Here is an 18,123-nt window from a genome sequence, read left to right as displayed (position 1 = left end):
CACCTTGTAGTAATCCCACGGCTGCTTGGATTCGGCCGGCGACTTGACCTGCACCAGGTACATGTCGTGCACGAAGCGGCCGTCGGCGCGGATGTTGCCCTTGGCGTAGAAGTCGTCGATGGGCGTGGACTTCAGCGTGGCCATGACCTTGTCGGCATCGACCGTCTTGGAGGCCTGCACGGCCTTCAGGTAGGTCATGGTGGCCGAGTAGTCGGCGGCCTGGATGTCGGTGGGCATGCGCTTGGTCTTCTCGAAGAAGCGCTTGCCGAAGGCGCGCGTCTTGTCGTCGAGGTTCCAGTCCCAGCTGGTGGTGAGCAGCAGGCCTTCGGTGTTCTTCAGGCCCAGGCTGTGCACGTCGGTCACGAACACCAGCAGGCCCACCATCTTCATGTTCTTGGTGATGCCGAATTCCTTGGCCGCCTTGATCGAGTTGATGGTGTCGCCGCCGGCATTGGCCAGCGCCAGCACCTGCGCCTTGGAGTTCTGCGCCTGCAGCAGGAACGACGAGAAGTCGGAGGTGTTCAGCGGGTGCTTCACGCTGCCCAGCACGGTGCCGCCCTTTTCCTTCACGACCTTGGTCGCGTCGCCTTCAAGCGCTTGGCCGAAGGCGTAGTCGGCGGTCAGGAAATACCAACTCTTGTCGCCACGGCCGATGACGGCGGAGCCAGTGCCCTTGGCGAGTGCCACGGTGTCGTAGGCGTAGTGCACGGTGTAGGGCGTGCACTGTTCGTTGGTGAGCGCCGAGCTGCCCGCGCCGTTGACGATGAAGACGCGCTTCTTCTCGTGCGCCACCTTGGCCATGGCCAGGCCGGTGCCCGAGCTGGTGCCGCCGAACAGCATGGTCAGGCCCTGCGTGTCGATCCACTCGCGCGCCTTCGAGGCGGCGATGTCGGCCTTGTTCTGGTGGTCGGCCGTGAGCAGCTCGATGGGCATGCCGTTGACCTTGCCGCCGAAGTCGTCGATGGCCATCTGGATGGCCAGCGCGCCGTTCTTGCCTTCGACGTCGGCGTACAGGCTCGACATGTCGGTGATGAAGCCGATCTTGACCTTGTCCTGCGCCTGGGCAGTGCCGGCGGCCAGCGCGGCGGCGGCGAAAACGGCGGAGAGAGCGAATGTGGTGATCTTCATGAAAGGTGTTCCTGTGGGGGTGTTCGGGGGTGTCGCGTCACTTCCAGAGCGCGCACTTGGAATCGGCCTTGGTGGTGAAGACGGTGTCGCCGGGCAGCTTCTTCACGAGCTTGTAGTAGTCCCACGGCGTCTTCGATTCGGCGGGCGACTTGACCTGCATCAGGTACATGTCGTGCACGTAGCGGCCGTCGGGGCGGATCTGGCCGGAGCCGAAGAAGTCGTTGATCTTCATCTTCTTGAGCTCGGCCATGACCTTGTCGGCTTCGTCGGTCTTGGCCGCGTCCACGGCCTTGAGGTAGGTCATGGTGGCCGAGTAGTCGGCGGCCTGGATTTCGGTGGGCATGCGCTTGGTCTTGTCGAAGAAGCGCTTGGCGAACTTGCGCGTGTCGTCGTTCAGGTCCCAGTACCAGCTGGTGGTGAACTGCAGGCCTTCGGTGTTCTTCAGGCCCAGGCTGTGCACGTCGCTCAGGAAGATCAGCAGGCCGGCCAGCTTCATGGTCTTGCCGATGCCGAATTCTTTCGCCGCCTTGATGCTGTTGACGGTGTCGCCGCCTGCATTGGCCAGGCCGAGGATCTGTGCCTTGGAGTTCTGCGCCTGCAGCAGGAACGACGAGAAGTCGGACGCATTGAGCGGGTGGCGCACCGCGCCGACGATCGTGCCGCCCTTGGCCTTCACGACGGTGGAGGTGTCGGCTTCGAGCGCATGGCCGAAGGCGTAGTCGGCCGTCAGGAAGAACCAGGTCTTGCCGCCGCCGTCGACCACTGCGGCGCCGGTGCCCTTGGCGAGCGCGACGGTGTCGTAGGCGTAGTGCACGGTGTAGGGCGAGCACTGTTCATTGGTGAGCACCGACGAGGCCGCGCCGTTGTTGAAGTACACGCGCTTCTTCTCGGCCGCGACCTTGGCCAGCGCCAGGCCGACACCCGAGTTGGTGCCGCCGAAGACCATGCTCAGGCCTTGCGTGTCGATCCACTCGCGCGCCTTCGAGGCAGCGATGTCGGGCTTGTTCTGGTGGTCGACCGTGAGCAGCTCGACCGGCTTGCCGGCCGCCTTGCCGCCGAAGTCGTCGATGGCCATCTGGATCGCCAGCGCGCCGTTCTTGCCTTCGAGGTCGGCGTACAGGCTCGACATGTCGGTGATGAAGCCGATCTTGACCTTGTCCTGGCCTTGCGCCTGGGCGGACGCAGCGAGCGCCAGCGCGGTGAAAGCCAGGGCGAAAGCGGTGAGCTGATTTTTCATGGATGTCTCCGGCAGTAGCAAGAAGGGGTGAAAGAACTCAGACGCCGAGCAGCTCGGTCAGCACGGGCATCTTGGCTTCGAGCTCGGCGGCGCCGAATTTCTCGACGATGCGGCCGTGCTCCATCACGTAGAAACGGTCGGCCAGCGGCGCGGCGAAGCGGAAGTTCTGCTCGACCATGACGATGGTGTAGCCCTTGGCGCGCAGCGTGGTGATCATGCGGGCCAGCGCCTGCACGATGACGGGCGCAAGGCCTTCGGAAATCTCGTCGAGCAGCAGCAGCTTGGCGCCGGTGCGCAGGATGCGCGCCACCGCGAGCATCTGCTGCTCGCCGCCCGACAGGCGCGTGCCCTGGCTGTGGCGGCGCTCCGCGAGGTTGGGGAACATGGCGTAGATCTCGTCGACCGACATGCCCGGCCCCGCGCCTTTCAGCTCGGGCGGCAGCATCAGGTTTTCTTCGCACGAGAGGCTGGCGAAGATGCCGCGCTCTTCGGGGCAATAGCCGATGCCCAGGTGCGCGATGCGGTGCGTCGCCATCGAGATGGTCTCGACGCCGTTGACCTTGATGCTGCCCTTGCGGGCGCCGGTGAGTCCCATCACGGCGCGCATCGTCGTCGTGCGGCCCGCGCCATTGCGGCCCAGCAGCGTGACGACTTCGCCCGGCTGCACGACCATGTCGACGCCGTGCAGCACGTGCGATTCGCCGTACCAGGCCTGCAGGCCCTTGATCTCGAGTGCAGCGGTCATGGGGCCTCCTGCCGGGCCGCCCCAAAGGAGGCCCGCGCCCCCTCGGGGGGCAGCGAATACACGAAGTGAGAAGCGTGGGGGCTCATATCAGTGCGCGCCCTGCATCTGGCCGTCGGTGGTGCCCATGTAGGCCTCCATCACCTGCGGGTTCTTCGAGACTTCGGCGTACGGGCCTTCGGCCAGCACGGCGCCGCGCTGCAGCACCGTGATGGTGTCGGCAATGGTCGAGACCACGCTCATGTTGTGTTCGACCATCAGGATGGTGCGTCCGGCCGACACGCGCTTGATGAGCTCGGCCACGCGGTGCACGTCTTCGTGGCCCATGCCCTGCGTGGGTTCGTCGAGCAGCATCAGTTCGGGTTCCATGGCCAGCGTGGTGGCGATCTCGAGCGCGCGCTTGCGGCCGTAGGGCAGGTTCACCGTTTGCTCGTCGGCCAGGTCTTCGAGGCCCACCTCGGCGAGCAGTTCGCGGGCGCGCGCATCGAGCGGCTTGAGCGACTTCTCGCTCTTCCAGAAGTGGTACGAGGTGCCGAGCTTGCGCTGCAGGCCCAGGCGCACGTTCTCGAGCAGCGTGAGGTGCGGGAACACGGCGGAGATCTGGAACGAGCGGATCACGCCGCGTCGCGCGATCTGCGCCGGGCGTTCGCCTGTGATGTCGTGCCCGTTGAACAGGATCGTGCCCGCGGTCGGCTCGAGGAACTTCGTGAGCAGGTTGAAGCAGGTCGTCTTGCCGGCACCGTTGGGGCCGATGAGCGCGTGGATCGAGCCGCGCTTCACCGAGAGGTCAACCTTGCTGACCGCGGTGAATCCCTTGAATTCCTTGGTGAGCTGGCGTGTTTCAAGAATGACGTCGCTCATCTCGCGGCGTCGTCCGTGTGCGGAAAAAAGAAATCGGTCATGCGGTCCATCTCAATGCGTGCGCCACCAGCGAGCGCGGACCGATTGTTGGGGGCTGCTATGCAATTGCATACTGGGGCAAATGCCTATGCTGCACTGCAACCATTCACAAGGCGCACCACCCCCGGGCAAACGACTGTCGTCCCGACGACATTGCGCACCGCAACACGCACACCGGCGAACGCGCGAGGCGTGCACGTGCGCAGTGATGAGGCGCTCGCGCACGCCTGCGCCCTTCGTGGAAAACTTGCGCGCTCGCTGCACTGCAACGATGCTCTTTCACCCGGATTGAATCCCACCACTGCCATGCCGAACTTCCGCTCGCCTGAATTCCTTACCGGCCACATCGCACACACGCTGGCGTTCTACGCGCCGCGCAGCCGCGATGCCTCGGGCGGCCTCTTCCATTTCTTCAAGGACGACGGCACGGTGTACGACCGCCGCACGCGCCATCTCGTGAGCAGCACGCGCTTCGTGTTCAACCACGCGATGGCGTGGCGCCGCTTCGGCCGGCCCGACGATCTCGCGGCGGTGCGGCACGGCCTCGCGTTCCTGCAGACCGCGCATGCGCAGCCGAATGGTGGCTATGCATGGCAGATCGACTGGGATGGCCATCAGGCCACGGTGCAGGACGGCACACAGCACTGCTACGGCATGGCCTTCGTGTTGCTCGCGCACGCGCATGCGCTGATGGCCGGCGTCGAGGAAGCGCGCGCCGGCCTCGCGCGCACCCGCGACCTGATGGAGCAGCATTTCTGGGAGCCGGCGCACCAGCTGTACGCCGACGAGGCCACGCCCGGCTGGCAGGTCGGCCCCTACCGCGGCCAGAACGCCAACATGCACGCCTGCGAGGCGATGCTCGCGGCCTACGACGCCACGCGCGAGCCCTTCTACCTCGAGCGTGCGCGCACGCTGGCCGAAAGCATCACGGGCCGGCAGGCCGCGCTCGCCGACGGACTGGTGTGGGAGCACTACCGCGAGGACTGGTCGGTCGACTGGGACTACAACCGCGGCGACAAGACCAACATCTTCCGGCCCTGGGGCTTCCAGACCGGCCACCTCACCGAATGGACCAAGCTGCTGCTGCAACTCGACAGCCACCTGGGCCCCGACGCGCCGGGCACCGAATGGATCGTGCCGCGCGCACGCCACTTCTTCGACACCGCGATGCAACGCGGCTGGGACGCCACGCACGGCGGGCTGGTCTACGGCTTCGGTCCCGACGGCGCGGTGTGCGACGGCGACAAGTACTTCTGGGTGCAGGCCGAAAGCTTCGCCGCCGCCGCCCTGCTCGCGGTGCGCACGGGCGACGCCGGCTACTGGGACTGGTACGACCGGATCTGGGCCTACAGCTGGGACCACTTCGTCGACCACGCGCACGGTGCGTGGTACCGCATCCTCACGCCGCAGAACGCGAAGATCAGCGACGAGAAAAGCCCGGCCGGCAAGACCGATTACCACACGATGGGCGCATGCCATGACGTGCTGAAGGCGCTGGGCCACGGCGTGAAGTAGCCACGCTGATCGTCACGATCCGCACAAATCTTGTGCGGCGGCGCCTCTACCCCGCAGCGCGCGGGCTGCCTACGCTTCAGGCCTTCTTTCACTCACGCAGAGAAACGCATGAAGCACCCCAGCATCCGCAGCCTCACCGGCGCCGTGCCCACGAGCCGCCTTGACCCCGCCACTACGGCGCTGATCGCGATCGATTTCCAGAACGAGTATTTCGACGGACGCATGCCCATCCCCGACGGAGGGGCCGCCCTGCGCCAGGCGCGGCGCCTGATCGATGCCGCCGACCGGCAGGCGATGCCGGTGTTCCATGTGCAGCACGTGGCGCCCGCCGACAGCCCGATCTTCGCGGACGGCAGCCACGCCTTCGGCATCCATGACGAACTGCGCCCTGCCCCGCAGCACACGGTGCTGCGCAAGGCGACGCCGAGTGCGTTCGCGGGCACCCCGCTGGAGGTCGAACTGCAGGCGCGCGGCATCACGACACTGATCCTCACGGGCCTCATGACGCACATGTGCGTGTCGGCCACCGCTTTCGATGCCGCACCGCGCGGCTACCAGAGCCTCATCGTGGGCGATGCCTGCGCGACACGCGACCTCGATCTGGAAGAAGGCGGTGTGCTGGGCCACCGCGAGTTGCATCGCGCGGCGCTGCGCGGCGTGTCGGATGTGGTGGCCGAAGTGCGATCGACCGACGAGGTGTTGCGGTTGCTGGAAGCGAAGGCCTGAACGGCCTCAGTCGCCGCCCTGCCCGTCCGCGGGCAGGTAGCGCGCAGCAGCAAAGTCGACAAACGCCCGCACCTTCGGCGACAGGTGCCGGTTCTGCGGATAGAGCGCGTACAGGTTCAGCGGCTGCTGGCGGAACCCGGGCAGCACGCGCACCAGCTCGCCGCGCGCCACGTGCGCACGCACGAGGAACGCGGGCGATGCCGCCAGCCCCGTGCCCGCCAGCGCGGCGCTGCGCAGCGCGATCCCGCTGTTGGCCTGCAGCCGCCCACCGACGTCCACTGTGTGGGCGCTGCCGTCCGGCGCGGTGAAGCTGGGTTGTGCGGCCTTCGCAGCCAATGAATAGGTGAGGCAGTCGTGCGCCGCCAGGTCGGCGGGCGTCTGCGGCGTGCCGCGCCGCTGCAGGTAGGCGGGCGATGCCACCCACCACTCTTCGAAGCTCGCGAGTCGCTTGACGATCAGCGTCGAGTCCGAGAGTGCATACGCCAGTCGCAATCCCACGTCGAAGCCTTCTTCGATCAGGTCGACAAAGCGGTCGTTGCAGACCAGGTCGACCTTGACCTGCGGGTGCGCGTCGAGAAACGCCGGCAGCCACTGCGCCAGCTCTTCCAGCCCGAAGGACATCGGTGCGTTGATGCGCAGCAGGCCGGTGGGCTCCACCTGGTGCTGCGCCACGACCAGCGCCGCGGTCTCGACCTGGTCGAGGATCTGCCGCGTGTGTTCGTAGTAGGTCTGCCCTGCTTGCGTGAGCGCGAAGCGGCGCGTGGTGCGGTTGAGCAGCTGCACACCGAGCGCCGTTTCCAGCTGCTTGACGTGGCGCGAGACCACCGTGTGCGACACGTCCATCGCGTCGGCCGCGGCGGTGAAGCCGCCGGCCTCCACGACGGCGCGGAACGCCTTCATGGCTGCGAACTGGTCCATGCGCGAGCGCTGCGTGTTGTCAGTGCGCGCCGGCGGCCGCATCGCCGCCCGCGCCGCCCTTTTGCGGTCGCGCCAGCCACACCAGCGGAATCAGCAGCAGGAACAGCACCGCCGACGCATAGAAGATGTCGTTCGTTGCGAGCATGAACGCCTGCTGGTCGACGAGGCGGTTGATCTGCCCGAGCACCTGCTCGGTGCTGAAGCCGCTGCCCGTCAGCCCCGCGATGGCGCTGGTGGCCGCGCTGTTGCCCGGGTTCACCGACTCCACGAGCTGCGCATGGTGCAGGGCCGCGCGGCTGTCCCACAGCGTGGTGGCGATCGAGGTGCCCATGGCGCCCGCCGTGATCCGCAGGAAGTTCGACAGCCCCGACGCGGCCGGGATGCGGTCGGGCGTGAGGCCCGACAGCGTGATGGTCACGAGCGGAATGAAGAAGAACGCCATCGCGATGCCCTGGATGATCGTCGGGATGATGATCGTCACGAAGTCGGCCTGCGTGTTGAAGTTCGAACGCATCCACAGCACCAGCGCGAACACGAGGAACGAGAAGGTCGCGTAGCGGCGCGGGTCGATCTTGGCCACCGTGAGCCCCACCACGGGCGAGAAGAAGATCGCCAGCATCCCCACGGGCGCCATGATCATCCCCGCCTGCGTGGCGGTGTAGCCCATCCACTGCTGCAGCCACAGCGGCAGCAGCACCACGTTGCCGAAGAACAGGCCGTAGGCGATGGCCGTGGCCACCGCGCCCGACCAGAAGTTGCGGCGTTTGAACAGCGACAGGTCGACCACCGGGTGCTTGTCGGTCAGCTCCCAGACCAGGAAGAAGGCGAAGCCGACCACGGCCACCACGGCCATCGTGACGATCTCGGCCGAGTGGAACCAGTCGAGCTCCTTGCCCTTGTCGAGCATGAGCTGCATCGAGCCCACCCACAACACCAGCAGCGCCAGGCCGATGGCGTCGATCGGCACCTTGTGCGTCTTGCTCTCGCGCTTGTGATACAGCGTCCAGGTGATGGCCGCGGCCACGATGCCGACGGGGATGTTGATGTAGAAGATCCACGGCCACGAGATGTTGTCGGTGATCCAGCCGCCGAGCAGTGGCCCCATCACCGGCGCAACCAGCGTGGTCATCGACCACATGGCCATGGCCAGGCCCGCCTTGGCGCGCGGGTAGCTCGACAGCAGCAGCGTCTGCGACAGCGGAATCATCGGCCCCGCCACGAAGCCCTGCAGCGCGCGGAACAGGATGAGCGTGGTCATGTTGGGCGCCAGGCCGCACAGCAGCGAAGCGATCATGAACAGGATCACGCTGGCCATGAACAGGCGCACCTGGCCGAAGCGCTGGGTCATGAAACCCGTGAGCGGCACCGCGATGGCGTTGGCCACCGCGAAGCTGGTGATGACCCAGGTGCCTTGCGTGGTGCTCACGCCAAGGTCGCCCGAGATGGCCGGCAGCGACACGTTCGCGATCGACGAGTCGAGCACGTTCATGAAGGTGGCGGCGGACAGCGCGACCGTGCCCCACACGCGGGCGGAGCCCTCGAGCGGGGGGTGCGCGATGTAAGCGGGAGCAGCAGTGGCCATGGCGCGAGCTGTGAAGGTTCAGCGAATCAGCGCTGCGATCAGCCCGGCTGGCCCTGCGTGGCGACGTGCGCGGCCGATGCCGCAGCGGCTGCGGCCGGGCGGCTCACGGCCGCCGTGGGCGCGCCGCGGCCGAGGTTGGCGGCCACGATGCGTTCCACTTCGGCGTCGGCGCCGCGGTCGAGCTGGCTGTAGACCTGCGTCTGCGCGAAGGCGGTGCTGCGCGGCGCATCGGCCAGCATCTTGCCGGTCTTCTGCGTGATGTCGATCTCGGCGTCCATCGACAGGCCGATGCGCAGCGGGTTGGCCTTGAGCTGCTCGGGGTCGAGCGCGATGCGCACGGGCACGCGCTGCACCACCTTGATCCAGTTGCCGGTGGCGTTCTGCGCCGGCAGCAGCGCAAAGGCGGCGCCGGTGCCCACGCCCAGGCCGGCGACCTTGCCGATGTACTCGACCTTCTTGCCGTACACGTCGGCCGTGAGCTTCACGGGCTGATCGATGCGGATGTTGCGCAGCTGCACTTCCTTGAAGTTGGCGTCGACCCACAGCTGGTGCAGCGGCACGATCGACATCATCGGCGTGCCGGCGGCCACGCGCTGGCCCAGCTGCACGGTGCGCTTGGCGACGTAGCCGTCGACCGGCGCGGGCATGGCCACGCGCTGCGTGGCGAGGTAGGCCTCGCGCACCTTGGCGGCGGCGGCCAGCACGCTCGGGTGCTGGGGCACGCTGGTGCCTTCGGTCAGCGACTGGTTGCTGGCCAGTGCCTCGCGCGCGGCGACCACGCCGGCCTGTGCGGCGGCCAGTGCGCTCTTGGCGTTGGCCAGCTGCGTCTCGGCGTGGTTGAGTTCTTCCTTCGATACGGCGCCGTTGCCCGACAGCGCGCGGCGGCGTTGCAGGTCGTCCTGCGCCTTGGCGATGTCGCTCTGGGCCTTGGCGATGTCGGACTGGCGCAGCGTGACCTGCGCGGCCAGCGAGCCGTTGTTGGCGTACAGCGTGCGCACCTGGCGCACGGCCTGCGCGAGCGCGGCCTCGGCCTGCTCGAGCGCGACCTTGGCGTCGGCCGGGTCGAGCTGCACCAGCGGCTGGCCGGCCTTCACGAAGTCGGTGTCGTCGGCGCCGATGGCCATGACCGTGCCGCCGATCTGCGGCGTGATCTGGATGACGTTGCCCTGCACGTAGGCGTTGTCGGTGTTCTCGTAATGACTGGCGACCAGCCATTCGTACAGGCCCCAGCCGCCGCCGGCGACCACCACCACGGTGGCGAGGACGGTGAGTGCGCGGCGGCGCTTGCCGTTGCTTGCAGGCGCCTCGGGCGCTGCGGTGGTGGGCGCGTTGGAAGACGGGATGGAAGCGGATGTCGGAGTGTTGTTATCGCTCATGATGGAGTTCTTTCCGAAGAAGGCGGATCAGCAAATCAGTTCTGGGTGGCGGCCGTCGGCGCCGAAGCCGTCGCGGTGGCCGGCGGCTGCCAGCCGCCGCCCAGGGCGCGCGCCAGGCCCACCTGCGTGTCGAGGGCGCGGGCCGCCAGGTCGACCGCGAGCCGGCGCTGGGCCAGCACGGCGGTTTCGGCGGTCAGCACGTTGAGGTAGTTGCCCAGGCCCGCGCGGTAGCGCTGCACGGCAATGTCGTAGGCGCCTTCGGCGGCCGTCTGCGCGGCGCGCTGCTCGGTCTGCTGGCGCGTGATCGACTGCGCGCTCGACACCTGGTCGGCCGCGTCGCGCACGGCATCGAGCACGGTGGCGTTGTAGCTTTCGATGGCCACGTCGAGGTCGGCCGACTTGCCGCGCAGGTTGGCGCGCAGGCGCCCGCCTTCGAAGATCGGCAGGTGGATGGCCGGGCCCACGCCCCACTGCTCGCTGCCCGACTTGAGCAGCTTGCCGAAGCCCAGGCTCTGGAAGCCGGCAAAGGCCGTGAGGTTCACGTTGGGATAGAACTGCGTCTTGGCGTTGGCCACGTCGCTGGTGGCCGCTTCGACGCGCCAGCGCGCGGCGGCGATGTCGGCGCGGCGGCCCAGCAGGTCGGCCGGAATGTTTGCCTGCAGCGCCATCGGCTTCACGCCGGCGAGCACCGGCGGCTTGAGCGAGGCCGACACGTTGGGCTGGCCCACGAGCGCATCGAGCGCATGCTGCTGCAGCGCGATCTGCTCGTTGAGCGCTTCGATCTGCTGGCGTGCTTCAGGCAGGCCGCCTTCGCTCTGGCGCAGTTCGAGACGCGTATCGAGGCCGGCCGCGACGCGGTCGCGCACCAGCTTGAAGGTTTCGTCGCGCTGGGCCAGCGTGCGCTTGGCCACCTCGACCTGTTCGTTCAGTCGCGCCCACTGGAAGTAGCTGCGCGCCAGGTTGCTCGCGAGCAGCACGCGCGCGGCATCGGCGTCGGCCGCGGCGGCATTGGCCGCGCCGAGGGCAGTGTCGAGCGCGCTGCGGTTCTTGTCGAAGAAGTCGAGCTCCCAGCTCGCGCCGAGCTGCAGCAGGCCGATGTTCTGCGTCGAGCCGCCGAGCGGCGCCGGGTAGATGTAGTTGCTGTTGAACTTCTGGCGGTTCAGGTTGAGGTCGGCACCGACCTTGGGCAGCAGCGCCGCGCCGGCGATGTCCGCCGAGGCCTGGGCACGCACGAGCCGCGCACGTGCGACCTGCAGATTCGGGTTGCCGGCCACGGCCTGGTCGACCAGCGCGTTGAGCTGGCTGTCGCCGAAGGCCTGCCACCACTGGCTGTCCAGGCTGGGCACGGTGGCGCGCGCGGGGTCGGCCGCGATGCCGAGCGTGGACGCATCGCGCAGCGTGGCGTGCGAGCCGATGCCGGCCATGTCGGCGCAACCGGCGAGCGCGACCACCGCCAATGCGGCGGCCACGACAGGCGTGCGACGCAGCGCGCGCACGGCGAAAGACTCAGTCATTCTTCTCTCCACGGACCGCAAGGCCCTGTGCGTTGTCGAGGATGCGGCGCAAGTAGTCCTTGAGCTGCTCCCATTCTTCGGTGGTGAAGCCGGCCAGGTACTCGTTCTGCACCCGACTCAGCACATAGGGCACTTCCTTCGCGGCCGCACGGCCTTCGTCGGTGAGTTCGATGTTGACCACGCGGCGGTCTTCGAGCGAGCGTACGCGGCGGCACAGGCCCTTGGCTTCGAGGCGGTCGAGCAGGCGCGTCATGGCGCCGGTGTCGAGTTCGCAGGCGCGGGCGAGTTCGGCCACGGTGGTGGCGGCGCCGGCGTGCAGCTTGTACAGCGGCACCCACTGCGGGTACGTGGGGCTGCCGGGTTCGCACATGCGCGTGCCGACCGTCTGGCCCACGGACGTGACGATGCGGCGCATCAGGTAGCCGATGCTCTCTTCGGCGCGGTAGTCCTCGGCGCGATAAAAGTCGGCCGGCGGGCGCACGGCCTCGTCGGGCGTCGGAGGAACCGGGGAAATGGGGGCATCGCTCATGCCGAAATATTAGCTGCCATGGCAATTACTGTCAAGGCGACCTTTGTGAAGGCAAGGGCTCGGTAGAATCCGCACCCATGGCTTCTTCCCCTCCGTCGTCCTCCGCAGCCAAGGGTTCGCCCCGCTCGCTGTCGGGGTTGCGCCCCTTCCTTCGCCCCTACCGCGTGCAGATCGTCCTGGCGGGGGTCTTCCTGGTGATGGCGGCCGTCACGACGCTGGCATTCCCTATCGCCTTGCGCAGCCTGATTGACGGCGGCTTGGTCAGCGCCGACAAGGGCGCGCAGACCATGGCGCTGCGCGAACACTTCGGCGCCCTCTTCGCGGTGGCCGTGGCGCTGGGCCTGTTTTCGGCCGCGCGTTTCTATACGGTGAGCTGGCTCGGCGAGCGCGTCACGGCCGACCTGCGCAACGCGGTCTACGGCCACGTGCTGCAGCAGAGCCCGGCCTTCTTCGAGACCACGCAGACCGGCGAGGTGCTGTCGCGCCTCACGGCCGACACCACGCTCGTGCAGACGGTCGTCGGCTCGTCGCTGAGCATGGGCTTGCGCAACGCCGTCATGGGCGTGGGCGCGCTGGCGGTGCTGGTCTGGACCAACCCTTATGTGATGGTGCAGGTGCTGGGCATCCTGGTGCTGGTGGTGCTGCCGAGCATGTGGTTCGGCCGCCGCGTGCGCAAGCTCTCGCGCGCCAGCCAGGACCGCGTGGCCGACTCGAGCGCCATCGCGGCCGAGGTGCTGAACGCGATTCCCGTGGTGCAGAGCTACACGGCCGAAGGCCGCGAGGCCGACCGCTTCAACAGCTCGACTGAAAACGCCTTCCAGACCGCCGTGCGCCGCACGCGCGCGCGCTCGGTGCTCGTGGCCTTCATCATCATCGCCACCTCGGCCGCCCTGCTCTGGGGCCTGTACGAAGGCACGCAGGCCGTGCTGCGCGGCGACATCACGGCCGGCCACCTGGGCCAGACGGTGGTCTACGTGGCGATCCTCGCGAGCGCAACGGCCGTGCTCGGCGAGGTGTACGGCGACCTGCTGCGCGCAGCCGGCGCCACCGAGCGACTGATGGAACTGCTGCACGCGCCGACGGCCATCGCCTCACCCGCACGGCCGGCGGTCGCGCCCGTTCCCGCGGCGGGCAGCGCCATCCGCTTCGACGCGATCACCTTCCACTATCCCTCGCGGCCGGGCACGCCGGCACTGCGCGACTTCAGCCTGGACATCGCGCCGGGCGAAACCGTGGCGCTGGTGGGTTCGAGCGGCGCAGGCAAGAGCACGGTGTTCCAGCTGCTGCTGCGCTACTACGACCCGCAGTCGGGCCGCATCGTGCTCGACGGGGCATCGCTCGATGCGCTCGCGCTGCACGACCTGCGCACCCGCATCGGCCTCGTGCCGCAGGACGCGGTGATCTTCTCGGCCAGCGCCTTCGAGAACATCCGCTACGGCCGGCCCGAGGCCAGCGCCGACGAGGTGCACGCCGCGGCGCGCGCCGCCTTTGCGCACGACTTCCTGCAGGCCCTGCCCGAGGGCTACGACACCTTCCTGGGCGAACGCGGCGTGCGGCTGTCGGGCGGCCAGCGCCAGCGCATCGCCATCGCGCGGGCCATTTTGAAGAACCCGCCGTTGCTGCTGCTGGACGAAGCCACCAGCGCGCTCGACGCCGAGAGCGAGCGCATGGTGCAGGCCGCGCTCGAATCGGCGATGGAAAACCGCACCACGCTCGTGATCGCCCACCGCCTGGCGACCGTGCAGAAGGCGGACCGCATCATCGTGCTGGACCACGGCGGCATCGTCGAACAGGGGACGCACGCGGCGCTGGTGGCGCAAGGCGGCGTGTACGCGCGGCTGGCCGCGCTGCAGTTCACGGCCTGAGCGGGCCCCGGACGGGCTCGTCGAGCCCGTCGGTTACTGCAGGGTTTCTTTGAGCGCCGCCGGGATCGGCAGCGCCATCACCGGAATGCCTTCGTCGAGCAATGCTTCGGTCTGCTCCGGCGTGGCCTGGCCGCGGATGCCGCGCTCGGCGGTTTCGCCGTAGTGCATCCTGCGCGCCTCGTCGGCGAAGCGGTCGCCGACGTCTTCGGTCTTGGCCAGCACTTCACGCACGGCGCGCATCCAACGGGCTTCGGGTGAAGTCGCGGTTGCGGATACTTGAGTGGATGGCGATGCAGGCGCCGACGGCGTGTGAGCCGCGTCGCGCCCTTCTTCCTTCGGCGCCTTGGCGTTGCTCAGGTTCAGGCGCGGCGCGCTCAGCAGCTTGACGATGGCGGTGTCGCCGCAGACCGGGCACTCGACCAAGCCGCTTGCGAGCTGGCTGTCGAACGCCTCGTTGGACGCGAACCAGCCCTCGAAGCCGTGGCCGTGCGTGCAGCGGAGATCGAGGACCTTCATGCGCGGATTATCCCGCGCCGCCTTGCGAGGCTGCGGCCTGCCAATCCAGTGCCCATGCGCCCGAGAGGACGTTCTGCAGCCACAGGACGCAAGTGAGCGTCTTTGCGTCGGTCACGGTGCCGTCGCGGCACCAGCCAATGAGCTCCTGCGGCGTGGCAGTGAACACGTCGAGAAACTCGCCATGGTCGAGCTTGCGCTCGCCCAACGAGAGGCCGCGTGCAAAGTAGATGTGGATGATCTCGGTCGAGTACGCCACTGCCAGGTGCGTGGCGCCGGCATGCGCCCATTCGCGCGCGGTGTAGCCGGTTTCCTCGAGCAGTTCGCGTTGGCCGCACAACAGCGGATCTTCGCCGGCGTCGAGCTTGCCCGCGGGAAACTCGACGATCACGCGATCCACCGGGTAGCGAAACTGGCGCTCCAGCACCACGCGGCCGTCGTCGAGCAACGGAATCACCACCACCGCACCCGGATGCACCACGTACTCGCGCGTGGCGCTGTGGCCGTCGGGCAGGCGGATGGTGTCTCGCTTGGCGTGCAGGAACTTGCCCTTGAAGAGCTCTTCGCTGCTGACGAGCGCTTCCTTCAGATGCGAATCGGCGATGGGAGAAGTCATGTCAGTGCCTGTGCTTCATCAGATAGCGCCAGGTGAATCCCGGGAAGGCCAGCACGACGAACAGCGAGGCCGTCACCGCGTAGAACTCCCAGCCCTGGGGCGCGATCTGCCCTGCCCTGCGTTCGAACAGCAGGCCGATGCCGCCGGCAATGAAGTACAGCACCACCAGTTCGCCGAAGCGGATGGCGAGCGACTTGTGCTTGGCCGACAGCGGCACCGCTCCGAACAGGCGCTCATTCAGGAACGGCAGGTTGGCGGCCGCCAGGGCCACCAGCAGCACCACCCAGACCGACGCGGTTTGCGACACCTGTGCGGGCCGCGTCAGTGGGCCAGCGTGGCCGCGATGGCGTCGTAGCACAGCGTCATCAGACCGCCGGGCAGCACGCCAAGAATCAGGATCAGCGCGCCGTTGATCGTGAGCACGGTGCGCACGTCGAACGAAGCCGACACGGTGGTCGCCGTGACAGGCGCGTCGAAGTACATGACCTTGACCACGCGCAGGTAGTAGAAGGCGCCGATCAGCGACGTGATCACGGCGAACACTGCCAGGCCGATGTAGATGGCAGCACCCGAGGCGATCAGCGCCTGCAGCACGGCCAGCTTCGCGTAGAAGCCGACGAGCGGCGGCAGACCGGCCAGCGAGAACATCGCGATGGCCATCACGCCGGCATACAGCGGGCTGCGCTGGTTCAGGCCGGCCAGGTCGGTGATCTCTTCGCTTTCGAAGCCTTCGCGCGCCAGCAGCAGGATGATGCCGAAGCTCGCCAGCGTGGTCAGCACGTAGGTGATGACGTAGAACATCGAGGCGCTGTAGGCGGCCTGCGCGTTCTGCGTGCCCTGCTGGTCTGAACCCGCCACCAGGCCCAGCAGCATGAAGCCCATCTGCGCGATGGTCGAGTAGGCCAGCATGCGCTTGAGGTTGCTCTGCGCAATGGCGGCCAGGTTGCCGATCACCAGCGAGGCGATCGCCAGCACGGCGAGCATCTGCTGCCAGTCGATGGCCAGGGGCTGCAGGCCGTCGACCAAGAGGCGGATGATGATGCCGAAGGCAGCCAGCTCGGGCGCGGCACCGATCAGCAGCGTGACCGCCGTCGGCGCGCCCTGGTAGACGTCGGGCACCCACATGTGGAACGGTGCAGCACCGACCTTGAAGGCCAGGCCCGCCACGATGAAGACCAGGCCGAACACCAGCACCTGGTGGTTCACCTTGCCGGTCGAGATCGCCTTGAAGACTTCGTTCAGGTCGAGCGAGCCGGTCGCGCCGTACATCATCGACAGGCCGTACAGCAGGAAGCCGCTGGCCATGGCGCCGAGCACGAAGTACTTCATGGCGGCTTCGCTGGCCACCGCGTTGTCGCGGCGCAGCGCCACGAGCGCGTAGCTCGACAGCGTGAGCAGTTCGAGACCCAGGTAGATCAGCAGGAAGTTGCTGCCCGAGATCATCACGAACATGCCCAGCAGCGCGAACAGGCCGAGGGTGAACATCTCGCCGCCGCGCAGCATCTCACGGTCGGCCGCGTAAGGACGGCCGTAGACCAGCGTCACCATCAATGCGACGGTAGCGAAGCACTTGAGCCAGTTGCCCATCGAGTCGCTCACCACCATGCCGCCGAAGCCGTAGAAGGTCTTGCCTTCGGCGGCGGCAAGGCCCGTGAGCACAGCCACTGCCGCCAGCGTGAGCAGCGTCAGGATGTAGGTGCGGGTGCGGCGTGGGCTCGTGTCCGACAGGTCGACCAGCGCAATGATGCAGGTCATGACCAGCAACACGATTTCGGGGTAGATCGTCACCCAGCTGAGTTTGTCAATCATCTCGTTCTCTTCTTCAGCGTGGCATCAGACGGGCAGCTTCGAAATCGCCACATGGCGCAGAAGCTCGACGACGGAGGCATCCATCGCGTCGGTGAAAGGCTTCGGGTACAGGCCCATCCAGAGCACGGCGATCGCCAGCAGCGACAGCATCAGGAACTCGCGGGCGTTGATGTCCTTCAGTTCCTTGACGTGGTCGTTGGCGACCGGGCCCAAGTACACGCGCTTGTACATCCACAGGGTGTAGGCGGCACCGAAGATCAGTGCGGTGGCAGCGCCAAGACCGATCCAGAAGTTGGCCTTCACGGCGCCCAGGATCACCATCCACTCGCCCACGAAACCGGCGGTGCCCGGCAGGCCGCAGTTGGCCATGGCGAACAGCAGCGCGAACGCGGCGAACTTGGGCATGGTGTTGACCACACCGCCGTAGTCGGCGATCTGGCGCGAGTGCACGCGGTCGTACAGCACGCCGATGCCCAGGAACATGGCGCCCGACACGAAGCCGTGGGCAATCATCTGCACGATGCCGCCGGACACGCCGAGCTCGTTGAAGATGAAGAAGCCCAGCGTCACGAAGCCCATGTGGGCGACCGACGAGTACGCCACCAGCTTCTTCATGTCCTGCTGCACCAGCGCAACAAGGCCCACGTAGATCACGGCAATGAGCGACAGCGCGATCATCAGCCACGCCCATTCGTGCGAAGCGTCAGGGGCGATGGGCATCGAGAAGCGCAGGAAACCGTAGGCACCGAGCTTCAGCATGACCGCGGCCAGCACGGCCGAACCGCCCGTGGGGGCCTCGACGTGCACGTCGGGCAGCCAGGTGTGGACCGGCCACATCGGCACCTTGACGGCAAAGGCCGCGAAGAAGGCAAAGAACAGGAAGGTCTGCGCGGTCGAACCCAGCGGCAGCTTGTGCCAGCTCAGGATGTCGAAGCTGCCGCCCGACTTGTTGTACAGGAAGATCAGCGCGACCAACATCAGCAGCGAGCCGAGCAGCGTGTACAGGAAGAACTTGAACGCCGCGTAGATCTTGTTCGGGCCGCCCCAGATGCCGATGATCAGGTACATCGGGATCAGCGTGGCTTCGAAGAACACGTAGAACAGGATGCCGTCGAGCGCCGAGAACACGCCGATCATGAAACCTGACAGGATC

At 67.4% G+C, this 18,123-nt stretch carries 17 protein-coding genes; 3 read left to right on the top strand and 14 right to left on the bottom strand.

What is annotated here, in order from left to right; all coding sequences use genetic code 11:
* The 4 genes from AAG801_RS29770 to AAG801_RS29755 form a co-directional block, all read right to left on the bottom strand.
* On the bottom strand, positions 1-1,128 hold a 1,128-nt coding region (locus AAG801_RS29770), incomplete at its 3' end, for an ABC transporter substrate-binding protein (RefSeq protein WP_341891626.1).
* Positions 1,129-1,165: 37 nt separating this feature from the next.
* Positions 1,166-2,365: an ABC transporter substrate-binding protein gene (locus AAG801_RS29765; protein ID WP_341891625.1), complete on the bottom strand. Its 1,200-nt coding sequence runs from the start codon at positions 2,363-2,365 to the stop codon at positions 1,166-1,168.
* Between the two features lie 37 nt (positions 2,366-2,402).
* On the bottom strand, positions 2,403-3,110 hold the full coding sequence (locus AAG801_RS29760; RefSeq protein ID WP_099790983.1) for an ABC transporter ATP-binding protein: 708 nt from the start codon (positions 3,108-3,110) through the stop codon (positions 2,403-2,405).
* 87 nt (positions 3,111-3,197) lie between these two features.
* The gene (locus AAG801_RS29755) at positions 3,198-3,968 is read right to left on the bottom strand and encodes an ABC transporter ATP-binding protein (RefSeq protein ID WP_099790985.1); all 771 of its coding nucleotides are present in this window, start codon (positions 3,966-3,968) and stop codon (positions 3,198-3,200) included.
* Positions 3,969-4,313: 345 nt separating this feature from the next.
* Between AAG801_RS29755 and AAG801_RS29750 the strand changes: the two genes are divergently transcribed.
* Positions 4,314-5,522, top strand: a complete 1,209-nt coding sequence (locus tag AAG801_RS29750; protein ID WP_341891624.1) for an AGE family epimerase/isomerase — start codon at positions 4,314-4,316, stop codon at positions 5,520-5,522.
* A gap of 108 nt (positions 5,523-5,630) precedes the next feature.
* Positions 5,631-6,248, top strand: coding sequence for a cysteine hydrolase family protein (locus AAG801_RS29745; RefSeq protein WP_341891623.1), 618 nt, complete (start codon positions 5,631-5,633; stop codon positions 6,246-6,248).
* Between the two features lie 6 nt (positions 6,249-6,254).
* Here the strand turns inward: AAG801_RS29745 and AAG801_RS29740 are convergent, their stop codons facing one another.
* From AAG801_RS29740 to AAG801_RS29720, 5 genes are read right to left on the bottom strand one after another with little or no spacing between them, the layout of a single operon-like run.
* Positions 6,255-7,166 (bottom strand): LysR family transcriptional regulator, encoded by a 912-nt coding sequence (locus AAG801_RS29740; RefSeq protein WP_341891622.1) that lies wholly within the window; start codon positions 7,164-7,166, stop codon positions 6,255-6,257.
* A gap of 19 nt (positions 7,167-7,185) precedes the next feature.
* Entirely contained in the window at positions 7,186-8,748 is a 1,563-nt protein-coding gene (locus AAG801_RS29735; protein ID WP_192192654.1) for a DHA2 family efflux MFS transporter permease subunit, read from the bottom strand.
* 38 nt (positions 8,749-8,786) lie between these two features.
* Positions 8,787-10,124, bottom strand: coding sequence for an efflux RND transporter periplasmic adaptor subunit (locus AAG801_RS29730; RefSeq protein WP_341891621.1), 1,338 nt, complete (start codon positions 10,122-10,124; stop codon positions 8,787-8,789).
* A 35-nt stretch (positions 10,125-10,159) separates the two neighbouring features.
* Positions 10,160-11,638 carry an efflux transporter outer membrane subunit gene (locus AAG801_RS29725; RefSeq protein WP_341891620.1) on the bottom strand — a complete coding sequence of 493 codons (1,479 nt, stop codon included), beginning with the start codon at positions 11,636-11,638 and terminating at the stop codon, positions 10,160-10,162.
* Complete coding sequence (locus tag AAG801_RS29720; protein WP_341891619.1) at positions 11,631-12,167, bottom strand: MarR family transcriptional regulator; 537 nt, start codon at positions 12,165-12,167, stop codon at positions 11,631-11,633. The genes AAG801_RS29725 and AAG801_RS29720 overlap by 8 nt, the downstream gene beginning before the upstream one ends.
* 77 nt (positions 12,168-12,244) lie before the next feature.
* On the opposite strand from AAG801_RS29720, the gene AAG801_RS29715 reads away from it, so the two are divergent.
* Positions 12,245-14,032, top strand: a complete 1,788-nt coding sequence (locus AAG801_RS29715; protein WP_101489714.1) for an ABC transporter transmembrane domain-containing protein — start codon at positions 12,245-12,247, stop codon at positions 14,030-14,032.
* A gap of 33 nt (positions 14,033-14,065) precedes the next feature.
* On the opposite strand, the gene AAG801_RS29710 is transcribed toward AAG801_RS29715, so the two are convergent.
* The 5 genes from AAG801_RS29710 to AAG801_RS29690 form a co-directional block, all read right to left on the bottom strand.
* Positions 14,066-14,548: a DUF1178 family protein gene (locus AAG801_RS29710; RefSeq protein WP_101489713.1), complete on the bottom strand. Its 483-nt coding sequence runs from the start codon at positions 14,546-14,548 to the stop codon at positions 14,066-14,068.
* 7 nt (positions 14,549-14,555) lie between these two features.
* On the bottom strand, positions 14,556-15,161 hold the full coding sequence (locus AAG801_RS29705; protein WP_341891618.1) for an NUDIX hydrolase: 606 nt from the start codon (positions 15,159-15,161) through the stop codon (positions 14,556-14,558).
* A 1-nt stretch (position 15,162) separates the two neighbouring features.
* Entirely contained in the window at positions 15,163-15,468 is a 306-nt protein-coding gene (locus AAG801_RS29700; protein ID WP_101489711.1) for a DUF2818 family protein, read from the bottom strand.
* Positions 15,469-15,482: 14 nt separating this feature from the next.
* Positions 15,483-16,970, bottom strand: a complete 1,488-nt coding sequence (nuoN, locus tag AAG801_RS29695) for an NADH-quinone oxidoreductase subunit NuoN (protein ID WP_341891617.1) — start codon at positions 16,968-16,970, stop codon at positions 15,483-15,485.
* A 24-nt stretch (positions 16,971-16,994) separates the two neighbouring features.
* Positions 16,995-18,123: NADH-quinone oxidoreductase subunit M (locus AAG801_RS29690; RefSeq protein ID WP_341891616.1), on the bottom strand; the 1,129-nt coding region annotated here is incomplete at its 5' end.

It is taken from the genome of Variovorax sp. YR752 (assembly GCF_943372545.1).
This window is presented reverse-complemented; position numbering and strand designations above follow the sequence as displayed.

Coding starts and splice junctions, on each gene's coding strand:
- AAG801_RS29720 (WP_341891619.1), bottom strand. CDS start 12,167: ATGAGCGATGCCCCCATTTCCCCGGTTCCTCCGACGCCCGACGAGGCC.
- AAG801_RS29725 (WP_341891620.1), bottom strand. CDS start 11,638: ATGACTGAGTCTTTCGCCGTGCGCGCGCTGCGTCGCACGCCTGTCGTG.
- AAG801_RS29745 (WP_341891623.1), top strand. CDS start 5,631: ATGAAGCACCCCAGCATCCGCAGCCTCACCGGCGCCGTGCCCACGAGC.
- AAG801_RS29705 (WP_341891618.1), bottom strand. CDS start 15,161: ATGACTTCTCCCATCGCCGATTCGCATCTGAAGGAAGCGCTCGTCAGC.
- AAG801_RS29735 (WP_192192654.1), bottom strand. CDS start 8,748: ATGGCCACTGCTGCTCCCGCTTACATCGCGCACCCCCCGCTCGAGGGC.
- AAG801_RS29710 (WP_101489713.1), bottom strand. CDS start 14,548: ATGAAGGTCCTCGATCTCCGCTGCACGCACGGCCACGGCTTCGAGGGC.
- AAG801_RS29740 (WP_341891622.1), bottom strand. CDS start 7,166: ATGGACCAGTTCGCAGCCATGAAGGCGTTCCGCGCCGTCGTGGAGGCC.
- AAG801_RS29715 (WP_101489714.1), top strand. CDS start 12,245: ATGGCTTCTTCCCCTCCGTCGTCCTCCGCAGCCAAGGGTTCGCCCCGC.
- nuoN (WP_341891617.1), bottom strand. CDS start 16,970: ATGATTGACAAACTCAGCTGGGTGACGATCTACCCCGAAATCGTGTTG.
- AAG801_RS29765 (WP_341891625.1), bottom strand. CDS start 2,365: ATGAAAAATCAGCTCACCGCTTTCGCCCTGGCTTTCACCGCGCTGGCG.
- AAG801_RS29730 (WP_341891621.1), bottom strand. CDS start 10,124: ATGAGCGATAACAACACTCCGACATCCGCTTCCATCCCGTCTTCCAAC.
- AAG801_RS29750 (WP_341891624.1), top strand. CDS start 4,314: ATGCCGAACTTCCGCTCGCCTGAATTCCTTACCGGCCACATCGCACAC.
- AAG801_RS29755 (WP_099790985.1), bottom strand. CDS start 3,968: ATGAGCGACGTCATTCTTGAAACACGCCAGCTCACCAAGGAATTCAAG.
- AAG801_RS29760 (WP_099790983.1), bottom strand. CDS start 3,110: ATGACCGCTGCACTCGAGATCAAGGGCCTGCAGGCCTGGTACGGCGAA.